The sequence below is a fragment of the Microbacterium marmarense genome (genome assembly GCF_037204165.1).
Taxonomy (GTDB): Bacteria; Actinomycetota; Actinomycetes; order Actinomycetales; family Microbacteriaceae; genus Microbacterium; species Microbacterium marmarense.
The window spans coordinates 618,429-631,649 of the sequence record NZ_JBBDGL010000002.1 but is presented as its reverse complement, the minus strand read 5'-3'; the positions used below and the strand labels follow the sequence as shown (position 1 = coordinate 631,649).

7 protein-coding genes are annotated in these 13,221 nt (G+C 64.0%); 4 read left to right on the top strand and 3 right to left on the bottom strand.

Annotated features, from left to right (window positions below; genetic code table 11):
* Positions 1-4: 4 nt before the first annotated feature.
* The gene (locus WDU96_RS09455) at positions 5-229 is read right to left on the bottom strand and encodes a DUF3107 domain-containing protein (protein WP_337338232.1); all 225 of its coding nucleotides are present in this window, start codon (positions 227-229) and stop codon (positions 5-7) included.
* Positions 230-392: 163 nt separating this feature from the next.
* On the opposite strand from WDU96_RS09455, the gene WDU96_RS09450 reads away from it, so the two are divergent.
* Both WDU96_RS09450 and WDU96_RS09445 read left to right on the top strand, forming a co-directional pair.
* A complete protein-coding gene (locus tag WDU96_RS09450) occupies positions 393-3,518 on the top strand; it encodes a PD-(D/E)XK nuclease family protein (protein WP_337338231.1) in 3,126 nt (1,041 codons plus the stop codon).
* The gene (locus WDU96_RS09445) at positions 3,515-6,844 is read left to right on the top strand and encodes an ATP-dependent DNA helicase (protein ID WP_337338230.1); all 3,330 of its coding nucleotides are present in this window, start codon (positions 3,515-3,517) and stop codon (positions 6,842-6,844) included. The genes WDU96_RS09450 and WDU96_RS09445 overlap by 4 nt, the downstream gene beginning before the upstream one ends.
* Positions 6,845-6,868: 24 nt before the next feature.
* Here the strand turns inward: WDU96_RS09445 and WDU96_RS09440 are convergent, their stop codons facing one another.
* Positions 6,869-8,218 carry a phosphotransferase gene (locus WDU96_RS09440; RefSeq protein ID WP_337338229.1) on the bottom strand — a complete coding sequence of 450 codons (1,350 nt, stop codon included), beginning with the start codon at positions 8,216-8,218 and terminating at the stop codon, positions 6,869-6,871.
* Between the two features lie 122 nt (positions 8,219-8,340).
* Between WDU96_RS09440 and nudC the strand changes: the two genes are divergently transcribed.
* Both nudC and WDU96_RS09430 read left to right on the top strand, forming a co-directional pair.
* Entirely contained in the window at positions 8,341-9,255 is a 915-nt protein-coding gene (nudC, locus tag WDU96_RS09435; RefSeq protein WP_337338228.1) for an NAD(+) diphosphatase, read from the top strand.
* Positions 9,252-11,024, top strand: a complete 1,773-nt coding sequence (locus WDU96_RS09430; RefSeq protein ID WP_337338227.1) for an ATP-dependent helicase — start codon at positions 9,252-9,254, stop codon at positions 11,022-11,024. The genes nudC and WDU96_RS09430 overlap by 4 nt, the downstream gene beginning before the upstream one ends.
* A gap of 759 nt (positions 11,025-11,783) precedes the next feature.
* Here WDU96_RS09430 and WDU96_RS09425 read toward each other — a convergent pair.
* Positions 11,784-13,157: a zinc-dependent metalloprotease gene (locus WDU96_RS09425; RefSeq protein WP_337338429.1), complete on the bottom strand. Its 1,374-nt coding sequence runs from the start codon at positions 13,155-13,157 to the stop codon at positions 11,784-11,786.
* Positions 13,158-13,221: the final 64 nt, after the last annotated feature.

Below are 13,221 nucleotides of genomic sequence, written 5' to 3'. Positions count from 1 at the left end.
CTGCCTAGGCTACGAAGCCGACGCGGCGTGACTCTTCAGTGCCGATCTCGACAAAAGCCAGTCCCGCAGACGGAACGATGTAAGAGTTTCCCTTGACGTCGGTGAACGACACGTGGGTCGCTCCTGCGTCGAGGGCGCTCGCGACGGACTTCTTGACGTCCGCTGCCGTTTCATTGGTCTCGAAGCTGAGCTCGCGTCCGGTGTTTGCGATGCCGATGCGGATCTCCACGTGACTGTCCTCTTTCGTGCCGGTGCGCTGGTGGTTCCCGCGCGCATGGCAACTCTACGACACCCCGACGCGCGCACTGCCCGTGGATACGAACGCTCTGGGCGAACGCGCGCGCGGTGCGTGGCGGTGCGGTCGTGTCAGACGTGACAGCTACGGTCGACGTGTGGGCAATGGCAGCGCCGGGGGACGGCAGAAGAATCTGGACGCACATCAGACCGCCGTGGCTGAGCTTGATCGGTTCACCTCAGCGGTGGTGGTCGGCGCTCCAGGATCAGGCAAGACCACGACGCTCGTCGCACGGGTCGCCGCTCTGACGTCGCAACAAGATGACGCGCTTGATCCCGATTCGGTGCTCGTGCTCACACCGTCGCGGCAGACCGCGACCGCGCTGCGAGACGAGCTCGCGCTCGCTGTGGGGCGCGCCACTTCGGGTCCGCTTGCTCGCTCGCTCACCTCGTTCGCATTCCAGCTGGTGCGGGCAGCCAGCGTCGCGTCGGGCGATGCGCCACCCCAGTTGCTGACAGGGGGAGACGAAGACCAGATCATTGCCGACCTGCTCGAGGGCGATGCCGAAGACGAGAAGGATGCTTCGAGCCGTTGGCCTGAATGGTTGAGCGCACCGATTCGATCGACACCGGGATTCAGGGCAGAGGTGCGTGCGTTCTTCGCGGAGTGCACGACCCTCGGAATCGATCCGCGACGATTGCGCGCGCTTGGCGTGGCCAACGATCAGCCGGTGTGGGTGTCGTTGGCATCGTTCTTCGGCGAATACCTTCAGGTGCGCGCCGAAATGCGCGGTGCGCATCGCGATGCTGCCGGACTGGTGCGCGAAGCAGTGCAAGTTCTTCGCACTGCCGGCGCTGGAATCGAAGCGATCGATCGTCTGCAGGTGATTCTGATCGACGATGCCCAAGAACTGACGCTCGGGGGAGTGGAACTGATTGCGGCGGCGCGTGAGCGCGGCATCGCCGTGATCGCTTTCGGCGACCCTGATGTGGGGTCAGGAACGTTCCGCGGAGCTACGCCCGCGAACTTCGCGAGACTGACCGGTCTGCTCGGACAGATGTTCGTGCTCTCTGACGTGCACCGCGGCGGTGCATGGAACAACGACGTGGTGCGGCGGATCACGCAGCGCATCGGTGCGGTCGGCGTCGTGGCGCACCGCACGCCAACCGTCGGTGCTGCACCAGATTCCACGGTGCGTGCCCTGCTGCTTCGCTCGTCTGCCGAGGAGTTTGACGCCATTGCACGATTGCTGCGCGAACGCCACGTGCACGATGGCATCGGGTGGGGACGATGCGCGGTGATTGCGCACGACTCGCGACAGGTGGCGGCCCTCGAATCAGAACTCACAGCTCGAGACGTGCCCGCGCGAGCGAGCGGACCGGGTCGAGCGCTCGGCATACTGCGCCCTGTGCGTGATCTGCTGCGACTGATCGAACTCGCGGCGCGCGATGACTGGAGCTACGACGACGCGACAGAGTCGCTGCTGAGTGCCTACGGCCAACTCGATCCCATCGACCTGCGAAGGTTGCGCGCCGCACTGCGTCATGCCGCGCTCGCGGAAGGCTCGGAGCGATCGGGCCGTGAACTGTTGCTTTCGGCGATGCGAAATCCGATCGAGTTCGACCTGATCGACATGCGGGAGGCCCGGCGCGCAGCGGTGCTGGCCCGCACGCTCGAGGTTCTGCGTCACGACCTGAACAAGGGCGCGACAGCCCATGAGCTCATGTGGACAGCCTGGGAGCGCAGCGGCCTCGAACGGCCGTGGGCCGAGGCCGCACGCGGAAACGGTCCGCTCGCCGAGCAAGCACATCGCGACCTCGACGCCGTCGTGGCGGCGTTTCAGGCAGCGAAGCGTTTCGTTGAACGCTCGCTTGACGCTGACCCCAGGGTCTTCGTGCGCGGTCTGCTCGACAGCGACGTCGCCGAGGATCGCCTCGATGCTCCGGCGCGTGACGACGCAGTGAGGGTACTCACCCCCGCGGGTGCGCTCGCGCTGGAGTTTGACACGGTAGTCGTGGCAGGTGTTCAAGATGGCGTGTGGCCGAACACGCGGCTTCGTGGCAGCGTGCTCGAGACGTGGCGCTTGAGCGCAGCGCTTGCCACGGGCGCAGACGAGGCAAACCCGGTTGACACACTCGACCGGCGTCGCGAAGCCATGCACGACGAATTGCGCTTGCTCGCACGAGCGATGTCTCGAGCGAGCTCGCGGGTTGTGGTGACTGCCGTCGATGATGACGACACCGGGCCGAGTGTGTTTTTTGAGTTCCTTCCCGACGCCGAGCACTTCACCGTCGATCATCCGCTTTCACTTCGGGGCGTAGTCGCGCAGCATCGCAGAGCGGCGGTCGACGCCTTGTCACCGACACGAGCAGAACATGCCGCCGGTCAGCTGGCATTGTTGGCTGACGCTCGAGTAGCCGGCGCGGCACCCGAGCAGTGGTACGGCGTGGCCCCGGTGAGCTCTACAGGCCCGCTGCGCGATCTGAACCGCGAAGACATTCGGGTCTCACCGTCGCGTCTGCATACTCTCGAAGAGTGCGAACTCAACTGGGTGATCGGCGACCTGGGTGGCGATCCAGGCGGCGCCACGGCCGGTCTTGGCACGATCATTCACGCGGCGCTCGAACACGCCAAGGGCATCGACGAAGCGAGCCTATGGTCAGAAGTCGTGGCTCGGTGGGGCGAACTCGACTTTGAAGCTGCGTGGCGAGATCGTGCTGAGCAGACACGCGCCAAAGACCTTGTGCGGCGGCTTCACCTGTATCTTCGACGCTTTGACGCTTCGGGTGGCAGATTGCTCACTGCCGAGCCGCACTTTGAGGTGGCGATTGCTCTCGAAGACTTGGGCTCTTTCGAACATGGCGTGATCTTGTCGGGATACATCGATCGCGTCGAGCTCACGCCCGAGGGCAGCGTTGTGATCATTGATCTGAAGACGGGTAAGCGCGAACCGCAGACCGATGCCAAAGTGATGGACAACCCGCAACTCGCCGCCTACCAGTTGGCTTTCGATGCTGGGGCCATTGCGGGAGTTGATGATTTGCCATCGGGTGGCGCCAAACTGCTGGTGCTGCGGCCGAGCGCGAAGAAGGCGGATTTCGCCGAACCGTGGCAACCGCCCTTTGATGATGAGCGTCGTGAGCAGTTTCTCACCCGCCTGCGCAACGCGGCCGGGGTAATGCGCGGCACGTCGTTTCGTGCGCCGTACGAAGAACACTGCAGAGACGACCACTCATACGGGCTCTGCCGCATTCACACGATCGGTTCGGTGAGCGCATCATGACCATCTCAACGGTGTCACCGCTGCTTTCTGCACGGGTGATCTCTGCTGCGCTCGGGCAGTTTCCGCCGACTGATGAACAGATAGCAGTGATCGAAGCGCCGCTTTCGCCAGCCTTGGTGGTTGCGGGCGCTGGCAGCGGCAAGACCGAGACTATGGCGGCGCGTGTGGTCTGGTTGGTGGCAAACGGCTTGGTTCGGCGCGACGAGGTGTTGGGGCTCACGTTCACCCGCAAAGCGGCTGGCGAATTAGCAGAACGAATCCAGCGGCGGCTGCACCGGCTAGCAGAGTTCGAATCGATGGGCTTGCTCGCTCAGCTGCCTGAGTTGCACGAGGCGGGACGGCTCGACATCTTCGGCATGCTTGAGCGGGAAAGCATGACTGTGGCCGACGCCACGAAACAGCGGCATGCCGCGATGGACGGGCTCGCAGCTGAGACGGGGTCGATCGCGAAAGAGGCATCGAGCGACGCTTTGCTACACCGACCGACCGTTGCCACCTACAACAGCTTCGCCGATCAGATAGTCAGAGAACACGCAGTGCGAATCGGCAGAGACGCCGAAGTCGCTATCTTGTCGGAATCCGCGGCGTGGCTGTTGATGCGGCGCGTAGTTTTCGCTTCTGACGACCCACGCTTGGAACAGCGCGGCGAGGCCGTGCGCAGTATCGTTGATGCTGCGCTGCGCATCGCGCGCGACGGTGTGGATAATCTCGTTGACCTCGACAGGCTGCGAGAGTTTCCGGAGCAGTTCGCGTCGGTCGTGGAGCGCCCTTCGACGAACAAGCGCACCGTCGTCTACGCCGAAGTTTCGCTCGCTGCCGAGCGTGTGTCGGCGCTGAGTCTGCTCGCGGATCTCGCTCAGGAGTACGCTTCACAGAAGCGTCGCCTCGGTGTCATCGACTTCTCAGATCAGGTCGCGGGCGCACTCGAGGTCGTCGGCAGTCACGAAGCGGTCGCCGCTGAACTTCGTGATCGGTTCAAGGTGGTGCTGCTCGACGAATACCAAGACACCTCGGTCGTTCAGACAGACCTGCTTGCGTCGTTGTTCGCCGGCACCGCGGTGATGGCGGTCGGAGACCCACACCAGGCCATTTATGGATGGCGCGGTGCGAGCGCGGGCAACCTGGGTGGCTTTGCATCCGCGTTCTCGCCCGGAAGCGCATGCACCCACTTCGCGCTGCGAACCAGCTGGCGAAACAGCGCTCAGGTGCTCACCGCCGCGAATGCGGTGCTCGAGCCGCTCGCTGCGACGGCCGCGGTGCCGGTTCACGAGCTTCTGCCACGACCGGGCGCGCCAGCAGGCGTCATCGAGCTCGCCTTCGACGACGATATTGATGCCGAAGCATCGCGAGTTGCAGACTGGTTCGCCCAGGTGCGTCGCGAGCGAGCTGCTGCTGGCCGTGCCACAACGGGCGCCATCCTGTTTCGCAGCAAGAAACACATGGTCAGGTTCGGCGACGCCCTGGGCCGCCGTGGCATCCCCCATCGCATTCTCGGACTTGGCGGGTTGCTTTCGACCCCCGAGGTCGTTGACGTCGTGAGCGCGCTTCGTGTCATCAGCGACCCCACCGCAGGCTCAGCCCTGATCCGTCTGCTTGCCGGGCCACGCTGGTCGATTGGCTTGCCAGATCTGCGTGAACTAGCCGCGCTGAGTAGCCGCATCGCTCGCCACGACGCCGCGTTGCAGCCACTCGCGCCCGAGGTTCTGGAGCGAATCAGATCGAGCGCGGGAGACGAGGGCGGGTCACTCGCCGACGCGCTGGAGTTCATCGTGCGTCACAAGAGTGACCACGGCTGGCTGGCGGGATTCACTGAGGCGGCACGTGAGCGACTGCGCGAGGCGGGCGCAGTGTTCGCAGGACTGCGTCAGGCGGTCGGCGCGCCAATTCCGGAACTCGTACGCACTATTGAGAGTGAGTTGCGGCTCGACATCGAGCTTGCGGCGAACTCGGCGCGCGGCCCGGCGAGGATCGCTTCGGCACAGCTGCGCGCATTCGTCGATGAGCTTCATGGTTTTCTCGCGGCCGATGAGTCTGGATCGCTGCCGAGCCTGCTCGCCTGGCTCGATCATGCCGAGCAGCTGGATGAGTTTGCTCCGCGCACCGAGCCGCCCGAAGACGATGTCGTTCAACTGCTGACAATCCACGGCTCAAAGGGTTTGGAGTGGGACGCGGTCGCCGTCGTGCGACTGGTCAAAGACGAACTGCCGAGTGCACCGCGAGACACCAAGGCATGGTTGAGTTTCGGCGTACTGCCCTATGAGTTTCGTGGCGATGCTCCCTGGCTTCCACGGCTGCAGTGGAGCGCCGCTGACGCGCCCACGCAACAGGAGTTGAAGACCGCTATCGACGACTTCGTGGCGCAGAACCGCTCGCGTCAACTCGAGGAAGATCGCCGCCTTGCGTACGTCGCGATCACTCGTGCGCGCGATCACCTCATGTTGAGCGGATCGTTCTGGTCTGGCACCAAGACAGCGCGGGCACCCAGCACGTTCTTCACCGAAGTTGCCGGCTCGCTCGACGTCGAGGTATCTGATCAGGCGCCTGGCGAGAACCCATATTCCGGTGAGCGTCGCCTGCTGGAGTGGCCAATCGACCCGTTGGGCGAGCGCAGAACGCGAGTGCTGGCTGCAGCACAGAAGGTCTCTGATGCGATGCAGCGCGATCGACCGGTCCCCGACGAAGATGTTGCGCTGCTGCTTGCCGAGCGTGAGTCTCGCAGAGCGGAGACTCGTCGAATCGCCCCGGCACGAATTGCGGCCTCACGATACAAGGATTTCGTCGCGGACTATGAGGGAACATTGGCCAGACTCGCACGGCCTTTGCCCGAGCGGCCGTTTCGACAGACCCGTTTGGGCACGCTCTTTCATGCCTGGGTCGAACATCGCTCGGGTCAGTCGGGCCTGGGCGGCTCCATTGACGATGCCCTGTGGGAGAGCGACGAAGACACCGTCGACAGTGACGCATCCGTCGAAGATGCTGCCGCGCTTGATGCTCTGCGCGCGAACTTCTTGGCGTCAGAATGGGCATCGCTGACGCCGATTGAAGTAGAGACCGAGATCAATTTCACAGAGACCGATCTCGACGGCACCCCACACGTCGTGATCTGCAAGCTTGACGCGGTGTATCGCCGCGTCGACCGCGAAAATCGAATTGAAATCGTCGATTGGAAGACGGGCCGCTCACCGAAGTCAGAGCAAGAACGTGAGGAACGGATGCTGCAACTCGAGCTGTACCGACGTGCGTACCACGCCAAGCACGGCGTACCTATCGAGCAGATCGACGTTGCGCTCTACTACGTCGCGGACGGAGTCATAGTACGCAACTGACGAGGCGCGACTGCCGGGGTGCGCCTACTCGGAGAGCCAGCGGCGAAGAGCTGCGTCAGAGGCGCGCTCAGCTTCGGCCGCGTGCGCATCGTCATTCTCTGGATCAGTCCGCGGCGCCTCAGCGGGAGCCGCATGCGTTGCCTGTTGCTCGTTGCGCGCGGCGAGATCGTCGCTGGCTTCCATTGATGCGCGATGCTCGCGAAGCATCTCATCGACATCGATGGGCGCCGTCGCTGAGTGATCTGAGGTCTCAGTGCCGTCGAGCACGCTTGGTTCTTCATGGGCGTCGTCAGCGTGCGATGACTCGCTGTTTTCGCGAGCCACCCACTGAGCGAGTTCCTCGGCGTCATACGCGTCGGTCTGCATCGACGTGTCGACCCCGCCTTGGGCTGAGGGCATGTTGTCGAGAAAAGCGAGCGTTCCGTCGACGTCTGCTGCGACGTTCGGCACGATCTCATCGCCCGTCGTGCTGGCGTCGAGCGCTTCGAGCAACGACTGAGCATCGCTCATGATTTCGTCGCTTCCGGTGTCGTAGCCGTGCACCAGCCACTTGGCGAACTCGAGTTCGGCGTAAAGGCGGGTGCGGGCGCGAAACAGTGCGTCAGGTGCTCGGTCACTGCCGGCAACGTACGCAGCAAAGACGTCTTCTGCCGCATCTGGCGCAGATGCAAGCCAGTGCAGATCAGCCGCGGGGTCGCCGACCGCCAGAGCGTGCCAGTCGAGCAAGGCCGTCACTTCAGGAACCTCGTCGACGTCGTCAAATATGAACGAGGCCGCCCCGCCGCCCCCGATCACGACGGCGGACTCGAAACGCCACACTGATTCTGCGCGCAACGCTCGCCGCCAACGCGCGAGCAAGCCGTCTGGAACGCGTGCAGTGGTCTCGGCGCGGTCGAGCAGGCGCGAGACATCGGTGCGCACCTGCTGTGGCATTCGCACCGGGAGCCCCTCAGCGCGCACGATCGAGACAGGCAAAGCGTGAACGGCGGCGAGAGCCTCGCCAAGCGAGGTTGATACGCCGCGTCCGGGAGGCAGCTCTGCGGCGTCAACCCGATATCCAGGCAGATAGTCGACAACCACGGCACGTGCGCCGTCAAGAGTCGTCTCGCCAAGCAGTTCGGGTGCACGGAAGGGCAACAAGCTGCGCACGCCGGCCGTGAGCGCACGTAGAGCCGCCACCTCGGCGCTCAGCTCGACAGCGGCAGACTCATCGTTCGGAACTCGGATCACAACGCTGCGGCCATCGTCGAGTTCCGCGATTGCGGAGTCGAAACGGGCGCCTTCGCCCTCGGTCAGAGCACCGACTCGTACTACGCCTGCGAGGGGAAGTGCCGATGTCACGGACGCGGCTAGAGTGAGTGGTGATCGTGCCATGTGCCAAGGGTAGGTCGGGTGCCGGTGACAACCATTGCGCCACGCCCTGGCGTATGCAGTCACACCCTGTTTGCGCGAATCCAAGGGTGCACGGGTGAGCTTTGCAGGAGAGAGTTATTGCGATGACAACATCCGAGACTTCGTGGCTGCGGCCAGTGCACACCTCGATGCTCTCTCGCGCTGAAGCCGACCGTGCAAGCGTGGGTGACTTCGCCGAAATGCGCACGGCAGCCACCACGCGCGTGCTGGTTCTCGTAGGAGACACTGCTCCGCTCGACATTGAGCGACGTCTCATCTGGTGCAGCGACGATATCGCTCTCGACGATGCGAAGTGGGCTTTCCTTGGTCGCACGTCGACGGGGGATGCGGCGCTGACCGCCGTGCTCGCCGAGGGAAGCGAACCGCCTTTCACTGCAGCAGGCGGTTGGGTGAGCCTGAGACGTATCGCAGGGGCGCTTGACGCCGACGACGTTGACGCCTTCGTGACAGCGCTGAGTGTAGGCCGCTGGCTGTGGGATGCGCCTTTCTGCGCTGGTTGCGGTGCCGAGACCGAAGTACGCGACGGGGGCTGGTCGCGACGCTGCCTGTCGTGCGGGCGGCAGCATTTTCCGCGCACAGACCCGGCCGTGATCGTCGCGGTGACCAGTAGCGTTGACCCTGACCGTCTGCTGCTGGGAAACAACGCACTGTGGGAGCCCAACCGTTTTTCCTGCTTTGCGGGTTTCGTTGAAGCGGGAGAGTCCGCTGAAGCTGCGGTGCACCGAGAGGTCTTCGAGGAATCAGGCATCCGCGTCGCCTCGTTGACGTACCGCGGCTCACAGCCCTGGCCGTATCCGCGTTCGCTCATGCTCGGCTACGTTGCCGTGGCCGCAGACGATGCCGACGCGCTCGCTGACGGTGAGGAAATTCTCTCGGTGCGATGGTTCACCCGCGATGAGATTCGCGCGGGCTTGGCCGGAACGAGCGAGCTGCTGTTGCCGGGTGGCGCTTCGATCGCGCACGCGCTGATTCGCGACTGGTGCGAGGGTGCTCCATGAACGCGGCGGCTCTCAGCGGCCTCGACGAGCGACAGCGTGAGGCAGCAGCAACGTTGCGAGGCCCGGTGGCGGTACTCGCTGGCGCAGGCACCGGCAAGACCCGCGTAATCACACACCGCATCGCCCATGGCGTAGACACGGGTGCCTATTCACCAGGCAGGGTGATGGCCTTGACCTTCACCGCGAAGGCGGCCGGTGAGATGCGGGGCAGACTTCGTGCTTTGGGCGTGTCAGGCGTATCCGCACGAACGTTTCACGCCACTGCGCTGGCGCAGTTGAACTTCTTCTGGCCCACCCTCGCGGGTGATACCGCGCCGAGCATCATCGACAACAAGGTGCGTATGCTCGCGCATGCATCTGACAGCATCGGCATCAGTCTCGATACCCCGACTCTGCGCGACGTTGCCAGCGCCATCGAATGGCGCAAAGTAAAAATGCGAAGCATCGAGCAGTATGCCGCTGGTCATCCCAATGGGATCGGGCGGCTGTCGGTTGAGCGAGTGGTCGACCTCCAACGTGCCTACGAGAAGCTCAAAGATGAACGTCGGCAGTTGGATTTTGAAGACGTGCTTCTCGCGTGCGCGGGAATGCTGGAGGCTGAGCCTCATGTTGCCCGATCAGTGCGGGAGCAGTATCGACACTTCACCGTCGACGAGTTTCAGGATGTCTCGCCGTTGCAGAATCGACTGCTCGAGTTGTGGCTGGGAGAGCGTCGAGACATCTGCGTGGTCGGAGACGCGAGCCAGACGATCTACTCATTCGCTGGCGCGGACGCGCGGTACTTGCTCGACTTTGACAAGACCCATGAGAACGCAAAAGTCGTTCGCCTTGAGACGAACTATCGGTCGGATGCTGCTGTGCTGGCCGTCGCGAACGAACTGATGAAGGGTCGCCCCGGAGCGCTGCATCTCACGGCGGCCGGTGATCAGTCCAGCGATGCGGTGGCAGCGACAACAATGCCTACAGTGACGGCCTTCGACGATGAAGCGGGCGAGGCGCGCGAAGTGGCGAGCAGAATTCGCGCGCAGATCGCCAATGGGATCGACCCGCGAGCGATTGCGGTTCTCTATCGATCTCACGCTCAGTCGGTTGAGATCGCCGCTGCGCTTGCCAAGAACGGCACGGCGTCGAGCGTTCTTGGGGGTCGGAAGTTCTTCGATCTTCCCGAGGTGCGACAGGCGGTGCTGGCCTTGCGTGGCGCTTCGGTCGCGCCGATGCAACATGGGTTCGTCGACACCGTCCGCGATGTTCTGCGTTCCCTCGGGCTCACGAACGATCCGCCTGAGGCCGGCGGAGCGCTGCGTGATACGTGGGAGGCTCGCGCTTCATTGCTGCGTCTTGCCGAAGAAGCGCCGCCAGGCACGACCCTGCGTACCTTCACCGATGAACTTGTCGCGCGTGCGAAGTCGAATGACGAGCCTTCGCTTCGCACGGTGACGCTCGCGACGCTCCACGCCGCTAAAGGCCTGGAATGGGATCACGTGCATCTGATCGGCTTCGCCGAGGGGCTTCTGCCGATCTCGTATGCCACGACCTTCGACGACATCGATGAAGAGCGCAGGCTCGCATACGTCGGCATCACGCGGGCCGCGCGTAGTCTCGCTCTGACATGGGCGCGCGGTTCCAGAGATCGCCAGCCGTCACGTTTTCTGAAAGAGATTGGCACTGGCACATTGCGTGAGGGTGGTGCGAGTAGGCGCGTCGCTGGACAGAGTCGACCCGAATCGCGACGGACGACGGGGGCGCCGCTTCGGCGAAGTGAGCGCTGAGCATGCGGGCGGCGGTTGTCGCCGCTTCTGCGAGCACAGAAGGTTCGGCGTTTCTGAGTGAGCGAGCGGTGAGCTGAGCGGCGAGCACAGGCCAAGCAGGGTCGGCGTCGGTGTTGTGCAACCCGATGCACATCATGCACGCACTTTTTCCAGGAACGATCACCGGTCCCACGTGAGCGCCGGAACCGCTGAGAACGATCGGCAGATGAACGACATCGCCCGCCATGAGCTCGGCGGTTAGGCGCGGGTCCATGATGTGGGCAGCGACCACGACGACAATGTCGACCTCGGGGGTTTGCCGGAGACCGTCGGTGCCCAACGAGCTGAGGTGAGTGCGGGCCGTGCTCAAGTGCGACGCCATGATCGACAGTTCGTCGTGGGTGAGACTCACGCTCGACAGCAGGGCAACCTGAGCGGGGGCGGGAGGCGTCGACGGCGCTAGTGCCGCTGAGATCGTGGTCACAAAGTCACGCGCGCTGTGTGCCGGAGCTCCGATCACGTTTGCCATCGGTTCAAGCGCTTCCTGTGCCACACCGCCTTCGAGTGCTCTGATGAGTCGCTGTTGCCACGGCGACGGATCACGAACCGTCACGACGGCCGGCAATCCGAACTGCAGCGTGGTTTCATCGCGCCACAGCGGTGGGTACGCGGGGTCGATCATCAGCATGTGCCGATTGTGTCGTTCGAAGCCAGCCTGTAGGACGGAACGGGAGCCCTGGGGACGGATCCGCGAGAAACAGAAACCTGGGGAGGAGGGCGCTACACCGGACGGTGGTCGTCTGGGCTACCTGGCTCATCGTCAGGATCAGCACCGCCGTCGGGCGTTTCGCCGCCCGTCGCCGCAGATGGCATGTCGCCGGCGAGCAAACGGGCGAAGGCATCATCGATGTCGTCCGTCGCCGGCTCATCCCCTCGAGCGGTCGCCTCAAGTCGCGCGACCAAGCCCGCGGGGTCGTCGATGTCGGCAGAGGTGGGCATCAAGTCGGGGTAGTCCCACAAAGAGTCGCGCCCCGCGGCACCAACGGCGGAGGTGAGGGTGCGCCACATGGCTGCTGCTTCGCGCATGCGGCGTGGGCGCAGCTCAAGACCAACCAGTGAGTTGAGGGCACGTTCAGCGGGGCCACCGACTGCGCGACGTCGCCGCACCGCTTCGGCAATCTTGTCGGCGGCAGGCAGTCGGGCCGTAGCGTCGGCTGTCACGACATCGACCCAGCCCTCAATGGTGGCCAGGAGGTTCTCCAGGCGGGCCAACGCTGCGTTCTGAGTCTCGGAGCGAGGGGGCAGCAGCGCGCCACTTTCGAGCGCGCTGCGCAGCTCTTCAGGCTCAGAGGGGTCGAACCGGCTCGCGAGGTCTTCGAGAGCGTCGGTGTCGACTCGCACGCCGTGTGCGTACTCGGTGACCTGCGAAATAACGTGCAGACGCAACCACCGTGCGTGCCGGAAGAGCCGGGCGTGCGCCAGTTCGCGTGTCGCGATATACAGCGCCACCTGGTCATCGGGAATCTCCAGCGAGGCGCCCAAATCAGCGAAATTCTGGGGGAGTACGGCGGAATCGCCATCGGGCATCAGTGGAATCCCGACGTCACCTCCGCTGAGAACCTCCTTCGACAGGTTGCCGACAACCTGGCCGAGCTGACCAGCGAACAGCGCGCCACCCACACCGCGCATGAGCTTGCCTGCTCCCTGCACGAGGTTCTGCATGTCGTCGGGAGCCTGATCGCTGAGCGCGGTCGTCAGTGCATCGGCAATGCTCGTCGCCATCGGTTCGGCGAGCTCTTGCCACACCGGAAGCGTGGCTTCAACCCACTCGCCGCGTGTGATCGCTCGCGGCGGCGCGGCCAGTTGCGAGATGGCCGTCGCTTCGCTCAACCAGAGCGTGGCGAGGGCGTACGCCTGATCGAGGTTGCCGCGCTGACCCGTGGTGATGGCCAGTCCGTCTTGATTGGCAATATGAAGCGCACCTCGGCGTGTCTGCTCCCAGTCGATCTCGCCGCTGCTGGCGAAAGCGCTCTTGAGGTGCCCCATGATGTTCTGCATCATGGCAGGGTCAACGTTTTGACCGGTGATCTGGGAAAGCTGCTCGAGTTGCTCGGCGCTCAGACCACCGCCTTCACCGCCCAGAAGCTGCCGCATGAGCTCTTGAAATTCGTCTTCTGGGTTCTGATCGTCCTGTGCCACTTCAGTCGCCTTTCAGCTG

What these genes read in the sequence shown, in the direction of transcription:
- WDU96_RS09430 (WP_337338227.1), top strand. Translation starts at nt 9,252, where the DNA reads ATGAACGCGGCGGCTCTCAGCGGCCTCGACGAGCGACAGCGTGAGGCA.
- WDU96_RS09425 (WP_337338429.1), bottom strand. Translation starts at nt 13,157, where the DNA reads ATGCGGCAGCTTCTGGGCGGTGAAGGCGGTGGTCTGAGCGCCGAGCAA.
- WDU96_RS09445 (WP_337338230.1), top strand. Translation starts at nt 3,515, where the DNA reads ATGACCATCTCAACGGTGTCACCGCTGCTTTCTGCACGGGTGATCTCT.
- WDU96_RS09440 (WP_337338229.1), bottom strand. Translation starts at nt 8,218, where the DNA reads ATGGCACGATCACCACTCACTCTAGCCGCGTCCGTGACATCGGCACTT.
- nudC (WP_337338228.1), top strand. Translation starts at nt 8,341, where the DNA reads ATGACAACATCCGAGACTTCGTGGCTGCGGCCAGTGCACACCTCGATG.